We start from the raw sequence: 17,650 nt of genomic DNA, 5'->3' as shown, positions 1-17,650 counted from the left end.
AAAAGTTCCTAGGGCCTAGGTCCTAGGAACTCATGCTACAGTGTGTTAGTTCTGATAAATATGAACATCGCGCTGTGGGAATGGAATGCTGATGTTCTCGGCATCGAAACGCATCTTCACGGTGCGGGTCACATCCCAATAAACTTCCCAATAATCTTCCGGCTTAGCCCAAGGGCGCACAACGAAATCTACCGAAGATTCACCTAATGTGTGTAATTTAACGATAGGCTCAGGGTTTTTAAGCACCTTAGGGTGTTCGAGTAAGATCGCATTCATTACCCGTTCTGCTTTTTCAATATCATCGCTGTAGCCAATACCAAAGGTCATATCAACACGTCTTTGATGTTCAACCGTGATGTTGTTGATGGTATCGCCCCAGATCTTATTATTGGGAATAATCAATCTCTGGTTATCTAAGGTCTTAATAGTGGTCGACACCAGACTCATATGGCTAACCTTACCCGTCACGCCTGCAGCATTGATTAGATCGCCGACGTCATAGGGGCGATAAATCAGGATCATCATTCCCGAGGCAAAGTTCGATAGTGTGTCCTGAAGTGCAAAACCAATAATCACACCGGCAACACCGAAACCGGCAAGAAGAGGGCCGAGCTCTATCCCCAATTGAGAAAGGGCAATCAGTACACCTAAGGTGAATACGGCCTTACCCGATAATGAGATAAAGAACTCCTGCAGAAGAAGGCTGAATTGCAGCTTGGAGTTGCTCACCGTTTTCTTAACGATTTTCTGAGCCAGTTTACCCGCCAGGTTGGCGACAAACAGAATCAATACGAAGATAAACAGCTTAAATATGACACCGGGTCCATTGTCTATGGCCTGAGTCTTAGCAGCGGTAAACCACTGCTCAATCAGGCTGGACGCGACATCAATATTCAACACATCCTGAGTGATGTCCCCGGAAGTACTGAACAGAGTCTGTTTTAATTCGGCGGTGTCCTGCCCCACTATGTCGAGCAGACCGATAGCGACGGCTAAGCTGGAGCTGCTCTGAGCCAGTCTCTCGTTGAGCTGAGTGACCAGTAGAGTCTGCTCCGAGCTAACATCACTGCCAGCAAGGCTTGCCTCGCTCACTGCGACCTGGAGCTTCTCTTGCGTGTATTGAACCAGGCTATTGAGCTTATCCGCACGCTTAACCAGTGTTTGGGTAAGGAGGTCAGCCTGTTCGCCTGTATTTATCGCTAACTTTTCTGCCCATTTGAGGGTGTCGAGTTTTGCTTCCAATTGTACATCTCGCTCTCTCTCTCTGAGCGATAGTTGCATCATGATCTCGGCGTCATTATCTTTACCAAGTTCACTTCTCAGCTGCTTAATGTCGTTTGTGTAATAGATATCTACCCGATTGATGAACTCCAGATGTTCCCGAACCAGCGGAAGTAATAGTTTGCTGTTTAGAGGGGGCTCATCCATCAACTCCTGGATCTTGAGGTGCAACAACTGCGCATTTTTCTTGATTCTGTATTCGGTGAAGCTGGTTAGTTCCCCTTTCGTCAGTTTGAGGCGGTTGACGTCTTGGGTGATCGAATCCTGCAGTGAAGAGAGTTCACTGGCTTTTGTCTTGGCTTCAACCGAGGGTTCTGTTGTGGGTGGTGTTGGGGTTTGGGCTTGCGAAGGCATGCCGCTGAGCCCGACTATTGCGAGCATCACCAGAGAGAGTATGCGATACATAGGTAAATTCCTGTTCCTTTTGTAGGCGCTTATAATATTACGTTGATAGCGTTACTGTAAATTGAGAACGCTAATTTTCATTATCAGTTATTGAAATGAATGGCTAACCTAGGCGAGCTGGAAACCGTATTTTTGATAAAGATTCTGTTAGACTCACGCATCGAATTTTTGTAAGAAGTAGAGGCTCAACACGTGTTGTGTACCCACTGTAGTCAGCCTTTTGGTGTCGACCAGGTTAAAAATCAACGAGGTAAAGGTCTAAACTCTCAGATCCAGTGTCCCCACTGTGAGGCTTGGTTAGGTAAGAGTCCAACCCTATCTCGTTTGAAAATTTTGGGGTTTTATGTCGGTCTCGCCGCCTTAGTCTATGGGTATTTCACTCCGGAACTTCGTAACGTTACCACCGCGGTCGCAATTTTTTCGGCTATGATTTTACTGGTTAGCCATATGATGGATCACCTGAAAGTCACCGAAGCCCCAGAAAGGGAAGTTGTCGATGACAGTGAACACAGGCGTAAGTATCGTTAGCCGGGCAGATGTAATCTAGATTTCTCTAAATTGAATCAAGCGGCTGCGAGCCGAGTCGGGATAGATGTGCTCTAAGGGAGTTGGCTTTCTGCTACAAAGGCTTAGGTTTTAAGTGGAGGCAAGGGCAAATCTATAAGATGACTCAGGTCGTTGCCGTTATCAGCATAGCCGATATTCGAACAACCACCTGAACATTCATGCTATCACTCAGAGGTGCCAGTCACCCAAAGGTGAGCGTTAGCAGAGTACTAAATTTAGTCGATCACCTGAACCTGTGCTTCTAAGGCCGCTTCGACGTAGTAGATCCCACCGCCAACGGCAATGAAGAAAATTGAGGTCCAAAGGATCATTTTAAAGTTTTCGCGAAAGAATTCTAACATGGTCGTTAACTCCCCTGATGGGTATATTTTAGCATCTGTTATCAATGTATCTGATGCAATATTAGTCTGTACAGCTTAAGTCAGTATTAATTGTTTGCCGAAAACAATCGATCTGGATCACCTTCCTGTAGAGAGCAACTTACCTTTTCTTACATTAATTGTATCAATAGTTGCCATTTATATTAAAACGGTAACTTGACTTAACCTTCTGTTTGCATAAACTTGAGCGCGATCTGTTGGTATTAAGTTTTAATAAAATTATCTTTGGGCATTTTTATGGTGATAAGTAGCGTAAGACGAGGAGTTGCAATTTGGCTATCAGCCATATTGATCTGCCTGTCGTTTGCCGCTTCAGCCCATAGTGTTCAGCATATTGATGATGGCGCTCAGGGTCACTGTACCCTCTGTTTTCATCAACATCAGTTAAATAAGTTACTGCCAAGCAGCCTTTTCAATTTTCCTGTCTCAGTTCCAACCTTTGAAGTTGTTAACTATCAAGCCTGCGGGTACCGCGCTGCGCACGTTAACGTCTTTCGAAGTCGAGCCCCTCCGGTTCAGCACTCAATCAAACTCAATTCATAGAAGTTTACAGTCTCAAATAATCCATTTTGATTATTGAGCGTTTTGATTTTGTTCACCTGCCCAAAAATAGAGGCGGGGGATTTTGCTGTATTTTGGAGAAATAAATGACCGTTTTAAATAATCGCATCACATTCGTGGCCGCCGCTTGTGCCCTGTTTTCGACTTCAGCTTTTGCACAGGACCCATCATTAACCAACCCTGCGATCAGTGCCGTCCTCGATGGCTACTATCAAAATACCGAGCGTCCTATGGCGGAGCGTGTTGAAGGGTTTGGTTTAGGCCATACCGAGCTGGCGATGAGCGCCAACATCGATGATATGTTTTATGGCAAATTGACCGCCGTGGTTGAGATGCATGACGGTGAAACTGAACTGGGTCTGGAAGAGGCCTTTATTCAGACACTCGGTATGCCAGGCGGCTTCTCTGTTCGTGCGGGTCGCTTCCTGTCTGATGTGGGATACCTGAACAACCAACATGTACATACGGATGCCTTTTCCGATCGACCAGCCGCTTACCGCGCGTTTTTGGGCAGTCACTATTTTGATGACGGTGTTCGTCTAACTTACGTCGCGCCGACAGATATCTATTGGGCCATGGGCATCGAAGCCTTCAAGGGTGACAATATGCGTGCTGAGGATGAGCACGGCGAGCGTGAATTCAAGGATTTGGGCATCTATACTGCTTATACCAAGTTAGGTGGAGATATCGGCGCCAACGGTTCCTGGCAGGCAGGTTTGAGCTATATGCGAAATGAAAATGGCCGCTTGACCGCTGACGAGCATGAGGAGCACGAAGAGCATAGTGATGAGGACCATGGTCATGATCACAGCCACAGTGCTAACTATACCGGTGAGAATACCTACATTGCCGATTTCGTCTATAAATGGGCGCCGAATGGTAACTATAAATATCAGCATCTTACAGTCAGCGGTGAGTACTTTAAGGTGACTGATTTTACTCCGGCGGTCCATGCAGATGAGCACCTGTCGGAGCAAAGTGTCGATGATCAGCAGGGTTGGTATCTCAGCGGTGTTTACCAGTTCTCTCCTAACTGGTCAGCGGGTGTACGTTATGGTGAAGTCGATACTCAGGAGATGCATGGCGATCACTTCCATGGTCAGAAACTGAAAGAGAGTGAGGTCAGCTTGGCCTGGCATCACAGCCACTTCTCTACCGTGCGTTTGCAGTATACTAACCAGAAAGGCACTAACTTCGACGGTATCGAAGATGATAACGTCATCACTCTTCAATATGTTATGACTCTGGGGGCTCACGGTGCGCATCAATTCTAATCTGATTAAAATATCCGCGCTTGCCTTGATGGCAAGTTACTCCAGTGTTGCGAGTGCCGGGCTGAATATTTTTGCCTGTGAGCCAGAATATGGTGCGCTCGCAAAAGAGCTAGCCCCCGACGCTAAGATCTACTCTGCGACTACGGCGATGCAGGACCCACATCAGGTGCAAGCCAGGCCTAGCCTTATCGCCAAGATGCGCCAGGCGGATCTTGCGGTTTGTGCCGGCGCCGATCTCGAGGTGGGTTGGTTGCCCATGTTGCAGATGAAATCTTCTAATGCCAAGGTTCGCTCGACCGATCTGGGACTCTTCTTTGCCGCGGAACAGGTGGCGACATTAGACAAGCTCGAGTCTGTCGATCGTAGCATGGGAGATGTACATGCCCAGGGGAATCCGCACCTGCACTTTTCTCCGCAGCGTGTGTTAAAGGTTGCACAGGCATTAACGGATAAGCTGATTCAGCTGGATCCGGACTCGAAAGCCGAATATCAAAAGTCGCTGACTGACTTCAGTAAGAGATGGAGTGATGCGATACCGGTATGGGAAGCAAAGGCTGCTTCTCTGCGAGGCAAGAAAGTGATCGCTTACCACTCAAGCTTTCGCTATCTGTTCAGCTGGGTTGGGATAGAGCAGGTCGCCGATCTGGAGCCTAAACCTGGTCTGCCGCCAAGCAGCAGTCATCTGGCAAGCCTGCTTAAGCGCACCGAAGCCGGAGATATCATGGCTATTGTCGTGGCATCTTATCAGGATGAGCGCGGTGCCAACTGGTTAGGTGAAAGAGCGAACCTTCCCGTTCAGGTCTTACCTATGTCGGTGGGGGGAAATGAGCAGAGCCAAGATCTGTTTAGCCTCTATGACAGTGTGTTAGATCTGTTGTTGGGTGTTAAGAGCAAGTAAATAGGCTTGTTTTAGTTCAAGATATCGACACCTCTGGATCATATTTGAGACAGAGGTGTCGATTTTTCTCTCTATATACGAATGATTTCAATCAAAGAGAATCAGTTATGTTTGATCTCGATCTTCTCTCGATTTTATTACCGGCTTTCGCTGCCGGAGTACTGGTGTTATCTACCCATGTTGTCCTCGGACAGCAGGTGTTAAAACGTGGCATCATTTTCATCGATCTGGCTATTGCTCAAGTGGCTGCTCTGGGGGCAATTGTCGCTCACCTGAATCATGATATTGAGCATCTCCCCTTCTCAAATATCTGGATGCCTGCCCTGTTTGCACTAGCTGGAGCGGCTTTTATCGCCTGGTTATCTAAACGAATGGCCGATGAGCTGGAAGCCATCATAGGATGTTTTTATGTACTCGCTGCTGTAGCTGCGATGCTGATGTTGTCTAATGATCCCCATGGCGCAGAGATGCTGAAACAGTTGATGTCTGGTCAGATCCTCTGGGTTAACTGGTCTCAACTTATCCTTCCCGCTTCTGTCTCGGCAATCGTGTTGGCTGCGATCTACTTTAGACCCCGACTGCTTGAGGGAAGTGGGTTCTATATCATGTTTGCTCTGGTTATCACCCTGTCTGTCGAACTGGTCGGAGTTTACTTGGTGTTCAGTACCCTTATATTACCCGCACTGGCGGTTAATAAGTTTGGCAGTAAATACCGTTTAGTGGCGGCTTATCTGGTGGGACTAACCGGGTATATCTTCGGCTTAGTGCTATCGGCGAGCTTCGATCTGCCAAGCGGAGCGGCGATAGTCGCAACTCTTGCCGTCAGTGCCATATTGTTCAGGCTGGTGTTGGGGCTATTAAAGCCGAAACATAGCGGTGGTTCGGATGAGGTTCAATTCGAAAAAAACCAGAACTAAACCAAAGTTAATCGTGCGCTGTTAAACCAGGATTAAGCTTGAGCTTATATAGTCTCAGTGACTGGTGTGAAGTCTAATCGGAATTAAAATTTAGCCTTATTTCGACTGAAAGATTTTCCAGGTTAAACCTTAGTTCCGGTTAGGTGCAAATTACGCCGTCTCAGTCTACATATGTAAACAATATATTGAGTCGTACCACCTTGCTGGCTATACTGTCACCACTGATATCAAGGGAGTTAGTTGTGCTTTTAATCCTCAGATCGTTGATTTTAGCAGTCATGTTACTGCTATCATTTGTTTTTGGTGGCCTTTTCTGTTTAATCAGACCGCGCCATCGAGACAATGTACACATGTTCGCTAAAATATTTTCCTTTGCTGCGCCGGTATTAGGCATCAAGGTGATCGTTCGTAAACCGGAAGTAAAAACCGAAGAACCTTGTGTCTTTCTTGCTAATCATCAAAATAATTTCGATATGTTCACTCATACTGCGGCAGTGCCGAAAGGGACTGTGAGCTTAGGTAAAAAAAGCTTAGCCTGGGTACCATTTTTTGGTCAGATCTACTGGTTGTCCGGTAATATCTTGATCGACAGAAAGAATCGTAGCCGAGCCTTCGACACCATGGCTCAAACGGCGAAAAAGATTAAAGAGAAGTGTCTCTCTATCTGGATTTTCCCCGAAGGAACGCGTTCTCGAGGCAAAGGCCTGTTACCATTTAAGTCGGGTGCCTTCCACACCGCCATAGAAGCTGGGGTTTCTATGGTGCCTGTGCTTGCTTCTAACCAAGGCCATATAAAACTTAATCGCTGGAACAATGGCGTTGTTATCATAGAGATGATGGATCCTATCGAAACGAAAGGATTAGCAAAATCTCAAGTCAAAGAGCTTTCATCCAGGATCCATACAATGATGTCGGCCAGACTGACTCAACTCAACCTGGAAGCTACGGCCTTAATGGCTAAGTAACCTGAACTCGGCGGGTTAAGCATGTCGCCAAATAGGCAAGTGTATCTCGCATTTTCAATTGTGTTGCGTATAATCACACCAGAATTTTTATTGGGAGTTATCCATGTCAGTTGATCGTTTACTTAAGGCACAGAAGCAGGAAAATCTGGAGATCGTTACGGCTATCTTAGATGATGGTTCTAAGCCTGATGCTGAGTACACAATCGAGCATCACTTTTCATCGACTAACTTCGATCGCCTGGAGAAAGCGGCGGTTGATGCTTTTAAAGCGGGTTTTGAGGTAAATGATGCCGAAGAGATGGAGCTCGAAGATGGATCTGTTATCTTCTGTTTCGATGCCATCGCCCATCATAAGCTTGAAGTTGAGATGTTAGATAAAGCCTGTGAAGCTCTACTCGTGTTAGCTGCGAAGCAGAAAGTTGATTATGATGGCTGGGGAACTTACTTCATCGGTGAAGATGGTGAAGAGTATGTTGACGACGATGAAGAGCTTGAGGAAAAACCTGTTCATTGATCGAGAATGAAACCTACTTCATATAATAAAAATGCCCATCTGTGATGGGCATTTTTATTGGGCAGTGTTTTATTAGAGTTCTTTTTCAGCGAGCTTACAGAGTAGAATCCTGATCGAAAATGACGCAATTATTTCGTCCGGACTCTTTGGCTTTATACAATGCCTGATCGGCGTTGGCTAACCATTGGCCGCTGTTTTCAAGTTGATCACTAATATCACAGATCCCCATACTCACCGTGACTTTTATCGAATTCCCTTCGAAAACAAGCTCTGATTTTTCAATTTTCTTCCGCAACCTATCCGCAAAGTTAAGTGCATCCTTGGCACAAGTATTAGCCAGTACCACAGAGAACTCTTCTCCTCCATACCGACCGGCACAATCGGTTTCACGCAAAGATAGTTTCAGCAGATGGGAGATATGTTGAATAACTTTATCACCCGCCAGATGGCCATAGTTGTCATTGATCTTCTTGAAGTGGTCGATATCAAACATGACCAGGCTGGTTTTATCACCGTAACGGGTATGTCGGTCGAACTCTTTTTGCATACACATCTGCCAATGACGTCTGTTATGTAGCTGAGTTAGACCATCGGTCTGGCTCAGGTGCTCTAAACGTTCGTTGGCTGCTTTTAGCTGTAGCTTATTGATGGCAACATCGGTCACGTCATAGACTATCAAACTGATATGGGTGATCTGCCCGGTCAACGATGACAGCGGGAGTAGAGTGACATTCTGGTACATGAAGTCAGCTCTGCCTGTGATTGGACGATAGTTTTTAAACTTAAACACGTAGGGTCGTTGTTCCCAACTGATAAAGGCGCGATTCTTAAGCAGGAAAACCGATTCCATCTTCTGTTTTAGCCAAGATGCCGGAAGGTAGTCAAACTGCTCGAACAGATTGCTGCCCTTAATGGAGTTAGGAGAAACACCACTGTGGTTCTCCATAAAGCCATTCCAAAGCTGAATATCAAAATTTCTATCTAATACCACTAAGCCTACTTCAATGGTTTGAACCATATCTATCAACCAGTGGAGTTCGTTCATTGCGCTTTGGTCATATGACATATGATTGGTCCAACTTATTCAAACAGGTAACCGAGCTTAAAATTAAGCGTCGGTAGTGAGTCTTCGGTAAACAGCAAAAGAAGATCGCATTGGATATCATGATCTTCGATGCGGTAATTGATCTCCATTGCCAGAGTGCGTGACCATTTTTCTGAGTTATCATGGATCAGGTCATTGACCGTGCAGTGACGTCCCAGCACGACCGGGTGACTCTGACTGAACTTCATATGCAACTGTTCAGATATACCGTTCAGGAATGCTCCGATAAGGACGTTACCGGTATCAATCATCACCTCGACTTCGGTATTTCTATCTTCGGGGTTCGCCAGTCCCATCAACTTCGCCATGTCTTTAAATGAAGAGTCATGAAACAGTAACAAGGCTTCACCCGCCACCCCTGCACCGATAAAGCCCTGACACAGCGCCGAAACGGTACTGCGCTCCTCGGTGGCCTTGAGTGTCATGGTTAGCTCACTGACTTCGAGCACATTTACGTTGGGAATGGGTAATAGTACAAATACATCGAGTAGTTTTGCCAGAAGATCCGCCGCGCGTCCCATGGCGACATTTGCGACCTCCTGACAGGCATCCCTAAGATCGACTTCGATCATGGGAGTATCGGCCGCCTCCTCCCCCAGAGCTATGGTGAGTATGCCGTATTCCTGCAGAATATTACTGATGGCATCGGCGCTAACTGGTTTTTGAATAAAGTCCAGAGCACCCAGAGCTTTGACTCGCTCATGGGCTTTGATTTGAATATCGCCGGAAACCACAATGACTAGGGCTGGAAGGTCTTCCTGTTGGATGGTTTGCAGCACCTCATAGCCATCCATTACTGGCATATTGAGGTCGAGAAAGACCACTTCGCCTTTACCGGCACGAATAGCCTCGATGCCTTCGGCACCATTGTTGGCAAAGGTGATTTCGACATCCCATTCTTTGGGAAGTGTTCGGGCCATCTGCTTTCTGGCCAGTGCAGAGTCATCGCATATGAGTACTGGGATTGGCATTATTCTTTTAACATCCTAATTTGCTCATATATTCAAGATAACACTTATTATTGAACTAGGTTGTTCAAATGATGAATTATGGGGCAGTATTTATTGTAATTTTTTTGAGGCTCAACTCTTTTCGAACTATTTCAATGTGAAGTGTTCGGCGAGACTATTGCTGTGTTTTATGGCTCTATTCCACGAAAGCCCCGACAGATACCTCTTAGGCCTTGAATATATTCGGGCTTTATCGATTCATGGTAAACCTATCTGACCATTGTCTATCACTCTGTATGCAAATAGTAAATCAGAGTGCCATTTATTTGACTGGAGTCAAATTTTCCCTGCATGTTAACGCTATTAGTTAAATATTCCAAATATGTTAACCTTGAAATCTGGACAGACCAGTTTGAGCTAGAGAGGATGCGATGGCAAGGAAGTATATTGAGTTACATATAGACAATGGAGTGGCACAGGTCGTTATAAACCGACCCGATAAATACAACGCGCTTAACTTCATTATGTTTAAGGAGTTAGACGATGTTATCTCTGATTTGAGAAAAGATCTCAAGGTTAGAGTCGTGATCTTATCGGGAGCTGGCGGAAACTTCAGCTCAGGACTCGATGTAAAAAGTGTTATTCAATCGCCAATTCAACCAGTCAAGCTACTGTTTAAGTGGCTACCAGGCAATGCTAACTTGGCCCAAAGAGTCTCCTTTGGTTGGCGAAATTTACCTATTCCAGTGATCGCCGTGTTAGAGGGGTGCTGCTTTGGTGGGGGAATGCAGATCGCACTCGGCGCCGATATTCGTATCGCAGCCGAAGAGACTAAATTATCGATCATGGAGGCTAAGTGGGGCTTAGTGCCTGATATGGCAGGTCTGGTATCCCTGCGAGAGTTGGTCGGTAAAGATCAGGCTCTGCTCTTAACCATGACCGCTAAAATTATGTCGGCTCGTGAGTCTCTCAATAAAGGCTTGATCACTGAGGTCGACAGCGATCCCATGCAAAGGGCCTTGACCCTCGCCAATGAGATCGCCAATACATCTCCGGATGCCAATGCCGCGATTAAGATGAGCATTAACCGAAGCTGGGGCGCGAGTGTCCGAAGTTTACTGTCACGTGAATCTATCAGTCAGATCAGGCTACTCTTAGGGCAAAACCGGATCATTGCGGCAAAAAGACAGTCTCATAAAGCCAAACTTGGTGGTAAAAAAGAGTCTGACAGTAAACCAGATTCTAGTAGTAAACCAGAGCCGGGCAGTAAGCCAGAGTACAAGCAACGGCAGGCATGGTGGTAAGCTCAGTGGACAGGCATAACTTTCTTTAAGGGTATGCCTTGTTAATTCGTTGAGCAAAGCCTTCGATCAGTTCCAGACAGGTTTGCCAGGCGGTCTCCTGATTCAGGTTCAGCGACATCAGCTGCTGGCTATATCGGTAGGGTGAGTTATGGGGAGAAAGCTCACGCCTCATCTTTACCGTGTCCAGAGAGGCCCTGTGCCCATCCCTAGATTGAATATCGAGTACAGGGATATCTAACTCTGCCAGCAATTTAGGGAGGGCCTGATTCTCACCTGTTTGACGCATAAATGGGTTGATAACGACTAAAATATCGGGTTTTGGCAGCTTATTCTTACTGAGGAGTGAGATAGTCAGGCCCGCGCCCTGAGCCGTCGTGATGAGTATACGTTTTCCCGAGTAGGGTTTACCCAAGGCATCGAGCTGGTCCATCGAGGTAACGACAAACAGTTCCTGCTTTTCTCTGATTTTTTGCCAATCTTCCTCGGTGAACTGTTGGGTGGGCTCACTGCTCTTTTGGATCGCTTTGCCTTCCCCTGCCTTGGCGACCTCCTCTGGGGTGGTAGCGAAATTGGGTGTCATAACACTGTTGGGCGGGGTTATCGAGATTGTCGCCCAGCCCGTATGAGTTAATTCCCGTCGTAAAAATGCCTGCAATCCTGCCGCATCTGCATCCATGCCGGTATTGGCAAACATGATAGCCGCTCCCAGTTTTTTCTTACCTATCCAGGAGCGAATAAGCACTTCAGACTTTTGCTCACCGACATCGATTGAGATCACTTCGTCACTGGGAAGGTAGTCATATTTCGATACTCTTTCAGCATCTTCTGCCCATGCAGTAGAAAAAATAGTTGAAGATACAGTAGAAATAGCCAAAGAGATAAGCATAAAGCGGAAGGAAAACAGGCGGATAAGACTCATAGAGACCGAACTGAATGTTAATCTGGGATAGAGCAAGTATAACAGGTTGGAAAAGAAGGTCCTAGAATTCAGGAAACGGAAACTAGGCTCTAGGTCCTAAAACCTAGCGCCTAGTACCTGAGCTTAAGCGTGGCTTACTAGCACCAAGCGAATCGCATCGAGCTGTAACAGACAGCCATCCAGGTATCCGTTGAGTTCATTCATCTGCTCACGTATGTGTTCAAGCTCTTCATCACGGATGTTTGGGTTCACCGCTTTAAGGGCTTCGAGACGCTCTAACTCAAGAGTGAGCTGAGAGGTCATCTTGGCTCTGGCACTCTCGGCTAACAGATTTAGCTCTACCTCGGCAAACTCTTCACCCTTGGCAAACAGAGGATGTAAAATCGTCTGCGACGCATTCACTAGCTTGCTGGCTATATGACGGTTCACCGCACTGAGCTGCTTGTTAAAGCTCTCATAGGTGACATTGTCAGACAGGTTATTACCGTTCTTATCCAGTAAGATACGTACCGGGGTTGGCGGCAGGTAACGGTATAACTGGCTGGACTTAGGCGCCGAAGCATCGGCCATGTAGATCAGCTCAAGGAAGATGGTTCCGGCCGGTAGTGCCTTGTTCTTTAACACGGCAACACTGGTGGTACCCGTCTCAGATGAAGTGATCAGATCCAGCCCTGTCTGGACTATCGGGTGCTCTTGAGTGATTAGTGCAATATCGTCTCGCGACAATGCCATCTCTCTGTCGAAGGTGACTGTGATGCCATCTTCGGGCAGTCCCGGATAGGTTGGGAACATCATGTGTTCACTCGGATTCAAGACGATAGCGTTTTCACCGCAATCCTCCTGCTCGACGCCGATAACATCCCACAAGCGTATGACTGAGCCGATAAGCTGAGTATCTTCATCTCGGGCGGCCAGGCTTTGCACTAACTTGTTCGCACGTTCGCCACCATGTGAGTTAATCTCAAGTAGCTTGTCCCGACCTTGCTCCATCACAGCCTTCAACTCTTTGTATCGAGTCTGGGTATGATTAAGCAGCTCGGTGAGCGAATCATCATCTTGATTAATCAGCACATCTAGCAAAGGCTCTGAAAACTCACTGAAGAGAATATGTCCACTCGGACAAGTCTGCTCAAATGCGTTAAGACCTTTGTGGTACCACTGCATCAAGCACTCTTGAGCCGTTTTTTCGAGATAAGGTACGTGGATCTCGACATCATTGTTCTGACCGATACGATCCAGACGACCGATACGTTGCTCGAGCAGATCCGGGTTGAGTGGCAGATCGAACAAAATAAGCTGGCTGGCAAATTGGAAGTTACGACCTTCCGAACCAATTTCGCTACAGATAAGAGCCTGAGCACCACCGGTTTCCTGAGCAAAGTAGGCTCCCGCCTTATCGCGTTCAATGATAGACATGCCTTCATGGAATACAGTCGTTTGAATACCTTCACGGGTACGCAATGCTTCTTCGAGGCTGAGGGCCGTCTCTGCCTGACTGGCAATGATCAGCACCTTCTTTCTGCGATTTTCTTTCAGGAAATTGATGAGCCAATCGACCCTAGGGTCGAACTTCCACCAACTGGCACTGCTGCTGTCAAAATCCTGATAGATTTTTTCGGGGCTCAGTGCTTGTTTGACTTTACCCTGAGTATCGAGATGGCCATTCATCATGGCACCGACGCGCGCGGCTGTGACATATTGAGATGGCATAGCCTGAGGGTAGGCATTGAAGATACGGGTCGGGAAGCCTTTTACCGAGGCTCGGCTGTTACGGTACAGGACGCGGCCGGTACCGTGTCTGTCCAGTAACTCCTGCAATAGTTCATCGCGGGCATCCTGCTGTTGATCGGGATCGATATCTGTCGCCTGAATCACATTGATACTAGGCGTGATATCTTTCTCTGACAGTAGCTCTGTCAGGCTATTGATGGCCTCGTCGGGTAGTTTTTTGCCGCTGGCAAGGGCGTCGGCAGCACTGGCAACATCTTTATAGCTGCTCTCTTCTTTAAGGAAGGCCTCATAGTCGTAGAAACGATCCGGGTCCAACAAACGTAAACGGGCAAAGTGACTCTGATGACCTAATTGATCCGGAGTCGCAGTCAACAGAAGTACGCCCGGGACGACTTCACTGAGTGCCTCTACGACACGATAAGCACGGCTAGGTGCATCTTCGGTCCACTCAAGGTGATGAGCTTCATCGACAACCATCAGATCCCAGTCGGCATCTAAGGCTTGCTCTAAGCGTTTCTTTTTACGCAGAAGTTCGAGTGAACAGATAACCAGTTGTTCGGTATAGAAAGGGTTATCATTATCGGCATAAGCTTCGATGCATCTGTCTTCATCGAAGACTGAGAATTTGAGGTTAAACCGACGCAGCATTTCGACCAGCCATTGATGGCGTAGTGTATCGGGAACGATTACCAAAATGCGTTCTGCGCGACCGGTAAGCAGTTGCTGATGAATAATCAGGCCTGCTTCAATCGTCTTACCCAGTCCTACCTCATCGGCCAGCAATACCCGTGGGGCAAAACGGCGTCCGACTTCATGGGCAATCCACTGCTGATGAGGGATTAGACCGACTCTTGGGCCCTGTAAGCCAAGAAGGTCAGAGGTCGCTAACTTGTGTCTTAATAACTGGCATTGATAGCGGACGCCGAAACGTTCGAGGCGATCAATTTGTCCGGCAAAGAGTCTATCTTGTGGCTTATTGAAACGTATGTTATGGCTAAGCAAGGTCTCTCTCAGACTCGCCTGCTCACCGGTTTCGCTATGAATGCCATGATAGATAATGAGGTTATCTTTCTCCTCGACTTCACTAACGGTCAGGCTCCAGCCTTCGTGGCTTTCTGCTTTATCGCCCGGATTAAAAATAACACGAGTTAAGGGAGCATCGGTGCGTGAGAATAATCTATTCTCATCCGTTGCCGGAAACATCAGGGTGACCATACGGCCTTCCAGCGCGACTACTGTACCTAAACCGAGTTCAGATTCGGTATCACTTATCCAGCGTTGACCTAAGGAAAAGGGCATTACTTATTTCTCATCTACAGGGTGAATCTCGAGGGGCGCGTATTTTTACCCAAACTCCCTCAAAGTGCAAGGCTCAAGGCCCGGTCGCTTGAACTAAATCGGCTAGCTTTTAGGGCTAATGCTCCTTGTTTCGGAACAAGTCCTTTTCAGTCGTGCTGATGCAGTCATGGCAAGCGGACCAACTCCCGCAGGGCGAGGGGCATCTGGCATTAAGTGTAGCAAGTTTTTTGTACTTATTGCTCAATTAAAAACGAGTTACAGCCGCCTGAATTACTGACGCTAAGCTTGAACCTGAGTCAGGTGGACTGGCCGTTATGCTGTGAAAACCAGCCTACGGCTTGGGTATAACCAAGGGGCTATAAATTATAGAAAGTTCTAAGTAAGTGATTGATGCGTTACTGTATTGGTGTCAGTATGGATTCAGGTGATAGCTTTAAATCGCTACATTCACCGACAGTTTATTCTTACTTGTTGGTTATACCGTTCACACAGGAGCAGCTGCAAAGATCCAAACATCAGACCGATAGAAATTATGGAGGCGCCATGGAACAAGACGACAGAAAGTTGTTTGTACTGGATACCAATGTATTACTACATGAACCTTTAGCTATCTATTCATTTAAAGAGCATGATGTAGTGGTCCCGATGACAGTTCTGGAAGAGCTGGATCAGATAAAAGATAGAAAACGAGATGTAAGTAGAGATGCCCGGGTGGCGATTAGAGCACTCGAAGATATTCTAGGTGGCAAAACGACTCCAGAGGAGATAGTACAGGGCGTTAAACTTCCCCGGCGAGAAGATCATGGCGACGCCAGCGGTACACTCGCTATCTTCCCCGATCATCAACTCGAACTGACCGAATCATCACTTCCCTTAAACAATAACGACAACCGTATAATCAACACGGCGTTACACCTGCAAAAACTCCATCATCCTCGCACCGTTGTCCTGGTGACGAAAGATATCAATATGCGCCTCAAAGCCAAGGGTGCCGGGATCATACTGGTTGAAGATTATCGTACCGATCAGTTGATCGATGATATTCGTTTCTTAACCAAAGGCTTTCATAATTTCAGTGGCGATTTTTGGGAGAGAAAGGAGCACGTCTCAACCGAAACCCATGGCCGGCACACCTACCATACCGTTCCGGCTGCCGAGGTGGGTGATGAAAACTTCTATAGCAATCAATATCTTTTAGATGAAGATTCGAACTTTTGTGGCCGAGTGGTCGAACGTGATGACAAGAACCTGAAATTACTGGATCTCGGTAAAGACAGACTCATGAATCTCGATGCATGGGGGATAAGGCCCAAGAATATCTATCAGGGCATGGCCCTGCAGGCGCTGCTCGATCCCGATATCGATCTGGTCATTCTGACCGGTCCGGCGGGCTGTGGTAAGACATTATTAGCTATGGCCGCAGCATTGGAGTTGGTCGTAGAGCGGGGCATGTATGAAAAGGTTATTGTGACCCGTAATACACCGGAAATTGCCGAGTCCATAGGTTTCTTGCCCGGAACCGAGGAGGAGAAGATGGCTCCCTGGCTCGCGGCAATTACCGATACCCTGGAGGTGCTGCACAAGAACGATGTTAACCCCAGCGGCAGTATGAATTACATCATGGATAAGGCGAATATTCAGTTTAAATCGATCAACTTTATGCGGGGGCGTTCTATCCAGAATTCGGTGGTGCTGCTGGATGAGTGTCAAAATCTGACAGCGTCGCAGATTAAAACCATGATCACCCGAATGGGAGAGGGCACTAAGCTCATCTGTAGCGGTAACCTGGCTCAGATCGATACCAACTATCTATCTGCGGTCACATCCGGGTTAACCTATATTGTCGAGCGGTTTAAAGACTTCGACGGCAGCGCCAATATCTATCTCAATGGTGTCGTGCGTTCACGTCTGGCCGAGTTTGCCGAGGAAAACTTGTAGCGTCGAACATGAATGTTTTCTGTCTGATGTAAAACCAATGAGGCCCGGGGATAATCCGGGCTTTATCTATATGAATAAGTTTGAATTTTTAGAATGCCTGTTTTTAGGCAAATTCTGCAACAAATGTGACTTAAGCTAATGAACACTCCGATTTCATGCCATTAAAACTCTAATCACCTCTGTATCAAACTGTAAGGCCTTCGTTTGCGAAAAGTCGTTTATCTGACCTGGGTTAGCTTTTTATACTAATATAATGTATTCCAACCCGCTATCTTCCTGATACTATATATACTCAAACAACCTCGAAATGCAGAATTCAGCATGTCGAGAAGTGACAGAGTTGAAGGTCGTTAGTTGCTCCTGCATTAACGACATTTCCACCATCCGTGGTGGTCTTCATGAAATTGCAGTACTAGTCATTCTAATTCAATATTTTTTCTTATAAATAAAGAATGCAGAGGAAGGTTGCTTCTCGGCTTGCCCTTCGGGAGCTTCCGTAGAATCCCTGCACTGCGTTAGTGATATTGAAAAGGGAATAACCATTCTCTTCATCACTGCCTTGTTCAGTTATCCTACGGGAGCTCTGAAACGAGCATTTTGAAGTAGCTTGGGTATAGTTAATGAATTCATATGGCCCTGGCG

15 protein-coding genes are annotated in these 17,650 nt (G+C 46.8%); 9 read left to right on the top strand and 6 right to left on the bottom strand.

Going from position 1 to position 17,650, the window contains the following annotated elements; genetic code table 11:
- Positions 1–45: 45 nt before the first annotated feature.
- A complete protein-coding gene (locus tag EKG39_RS14035; RefSeq protein WP_126506379.1) occupies positions 46–1,686 on the bottom strand; it encodes a mechanosensitive ion channel family protein in 1,641 nt (546 codons plus the stop codon).
- Between the two features lie 192 nt (positions 1,687–1,878).
- Between EKG39_RS14035 and EKG39_RS14030 the strand changes: the two genes are divergently transcribed.
- Positions 1,879–2,214: a hypothetical protein gene (locus tag EKG39_RS14030; protein WP_126506378.1), complete on the top strand. Its 336-nt coding sequence runs from the start codon at positions 1,879–1,881 to the stop codon at positions 2,212–2,214.
- 254 nt (positions 2,215–2,468) lie between these two features.
- Here EKG39_RS14030 and EKG39_RS23750 read toward each other — a convergent pair whose 3' ends face one another.
- Entirely contained in the window at positions 2,469–2,594 is a 126-nt protein-coding gene (locus EKG39_RS23750) for a hypothetical protein (protein ID WP_263053380.1), read from the bottom strand.
- A gap of 276 nt (positions 2,595–2,870) precedes the next feature.
- Between EKG39_RS23750 and EKG39_RS23650 the strand changes: the two genes are divergently transcribed.
- The 6 genes from EKG39_RS23650 (at position 2,871) to rraB (ending at position 7,762) form a co-directional block, all read left to right on the top strand.
- Complete coding sequence (locus EKG39_RS23650; RefSeq protein WP_126506377.1) at positions 2,871–3,176, top strand: ABC-type zinc uptake system zinc chaperone; 306 nt, start codon at positions 2,871–2,873, stop codon at positions 3,174–3,176.
- Positions 3,177–3,280: 104 nt separating this feature from the next.
- Positions 3,281–4,468 (top strand): hypothetical protein, encoded by a 1,188-nt coding sequence (locus EKG39_RS14020; RefSeq protein ID WP_126506376.1) that lies wholly within the window; start codon positions 3,281–3,283, stop codon positions 4,466–4,468.
- On the top strand, positions 4,452–5,366 hold the full coding sequence (locus tag EKG39_RS14015; protein WP_185817610.1) for a metal ABC transporter solute-binding protein, Zn/Mn family: 915 nt from the start codon (positions 4,452–4,454) through the stop codon (positions 5,364–5,366). The genes EKG39_RS14020 and EKG39_RS14015 overlap by 17 nt, the downstream gene beginning before the upstream one ends.
- Positions 5,367–5,473: 107 nt before the next feature.
- The gene (locus tag EKG39_RS14010; protein ID WP_126506375.1) at positions 5,474–6,283 is read left to right on the top strand and encodes a metal ABC transporter permease; all 810 of its coding nucleotides are present in this window, start codon (positions 5,474–5,476) and stop codon (positions 6,281–6,283) included.
- A 242-nt stretch (positions 6,284–6,525) separates the two neighbouring features.
- Positions 6,526–7,248, top strand: a complete 723-nt coding sequence (locus EKG39_RS14005; RefSeq protein WP_126506374.1) for a 1-acylglycerol-3-phosphate O-acyltransferase — start codon at positions 6,526–6,528, stop codon at positions 7,246–7,248.
- A 103-nt stretch (positions 7,249–7,351) separates the two neighbouring features.
- Entirely contained in the window at positions 7,352–7,762 is a 411-nt protein-coding gene (gene rraB, locus EKG39_RS14000) for a ribonuclease E inhibitor RraB (RefSeq protein WP_126506373.1), read from the top strand.
- A 94-nt stretch (positions 7,763–7,856) separates the two neighbouring features.
- Here rraB and EKG39_RS13995 read toward each other — a convergent pair whose 3' ends face one another.
- Together EKG39_RS13995 and EKG39_RS13990 are read right to left on the bottom strand one after the other, a co-directional pair.
- Entirely contained in the window at positions 7,857–8,828 is a 972-nt protein-coding gene (locus EKG39_RS13995) for a GGDEF domain-containing protein (protein ID WP_126506372.1), read from the bottom strand.
- Positions 8,829–8,842: 14 nt separating this feature from the next.
- Complete coding sequence (locus EKG39_RS13990) at positions 8,843–9,838, bottom strand: response regulator (RefSeq protein ID WP_126506371.1); 996 nt, start codon at positions 9,836–9,838, stop codon at positions 8,843–8,845.
- A gap of 410 nt (positions 9,839–10,248) precedes the next feature.
- On the opposite strand from EKG39_RS13990, the gene EKG39_RS13985 reads away from it, so the two are divergent.
- Positions 10,249–11,121: a crotonase/enoyl-CoA hydratase family protein gene (locus EKG39_RS13985; protein ID WP_126506370.1), complete on the top strand. Its 873-nt coding sequence runs from the start codon at positions 10,249–10,251 to the stop codon at positions 11,119–11,121.
- 25 nt (positions 11,122–11,146) lie between these two features.
- On the opposite strand, the gene EKG39_RS13980 is transcribed toward EKG39_RS13985, so the two are convergent.
- On the bottom strand, positions 11,147–12,040 hold the full coding sequence (locus EKG39_RS13980) for a DUF3530 family protein (RefSeq protein WP_126506369.1): 894 nt from the start codon (positions 12,038–12,040) through the stop codon (positions 11,147–11,149).
- A 123-nt stretch (positions 12,041–12,163) separates the two neighbouring features.
- The gene (rapA, locus tag EKG39_RS13975) at positions 12,164–15,070 is read right to left on the bottom strand and encodes an RNA polymerase-associated protein RapA (RefSeq protein ID WP_126506368.1); all 2,907 of its coding nucleotides are present in this window, start codon (positions 15,068–15,070) and stop codon (positions 12,164–12,166) included.
- A gap of 543 nt (positions 15,071–15,613) precedes the next feature.
- Between rapA and EKG39_RS13970 the strand changes: the two genes are divergently transcribed.
- Positions 15,614–17,008: a PhoH family protein gene (locus EKG39_RS13970; protein ID WP_126506367.1), complete on the top strand. Its 1,395-nt coding sequence runs from the start codon at positions 15,614–15,616 to the stop codon at positions 17,006–17,008.
- The last annotated feature ends 642 nt before the right edge of the window (positions 17,009–17,650 follow it).

The organism is Shewanella atlantica (assembly GCF_003966265.1).
Lineage (GTDB): Bacteria > Pseudomonadota > Gammaproteobacteria > Enterobacterales > Shewanellaceae > Shewanella > Shewanella atlantica.
Note: the sequence above shows the minus strand (reverse complement) of the source record. Positions and strands in the feature narration are given on the sequence as shown.

Excerpts from the sequence above, each read along its gene's own strand:
- EKG39_RS14035 (WP_126506379.1), bottom strand. The coding sequence starts at position 1,686 with ATGTATCGCATACTCTCTCTGGTGATGCTCGCAATAGTCGGGCTCAGC.
- EKG39_RS23750 (WP_263053380.1), bottom strand. The coding sequence starts at position 2,594 with ATGTTAGAATTCTTTCGCGAAAACTTTAAAATGATCCTTTGGACCTCA.
- EKG39_RS23650 (WP_126506377.1), top strand. The coding sequence starts at position 2,871 with ATGGTGATAAGTAGCGTAAGACGAGGAGTTGCAATTTGGCTATCAGCC.
- EKG39_RS14020 (WP_126506376.1), top strand. The coding sequence starts at position 3,281 with ATGACCGTTTTAAATAATCGCATCACATTCGTGGCCGCCGCTTGTGCC.
- EKG39_RS14010 (WP_126506375.1), top strand. The coding sequence starts at position 5,474 with ATGTTTGATCTCGATCTTCTCTCGATTTTATTACCGGCTTTCGCTGCC.
- rraB (WP_126506373.1), top strand. The coding sequence starts at position 7,352 with ATGTCAGTTGATCGTTTACTTAAGGCACAGAAGCAGGAAAATCTGGAG.
- EKG39_RS13995 (WP_126506372.1), bottom strand. The coding sequence starts at position 8,828 with ATGTCATATGACCAAAGCGCAATGAACGAACTCCACTGGTTGATAGAT.
- EKG39_RS13990 (WP_126506371.1), bottom strand. The coding sequence starts at position 9,838 with ATGCCAATCCCAGTACTCATATGCGATGACTCTGCACTGGCCAGAAAG.
- EKG39_RS13985 (WP_126506370.1), top strand. The coding sequence starts at position 10,249 with ATGGCAAGGAAGTATATTGAGTTACATATAGACAATGGAGTGGCACAG.
- EKG39_RS13980 (WP_126506369.1), bottom strand. The coding sequence starts at position 12,040 with ATGAGTCTTATCCGCCTGTTTTCCTTCCGCTTTATGCTTATCTCTTTG.
- rapA (WP_126506368.1), bottom strand. The coding sequence starts at position 15,070 with ATGCCCTTTTCCTTAGGTCAACGCTGGATAAGTGATACCGAATCTGAA.
- EKG39_RS13970 (WP_126506367.1), top strand. The coding sequence starts at position 15,614 with ATGGAACAAGACGACAGAAAGTTGTTTGTACTGGATACCAATGTATTA.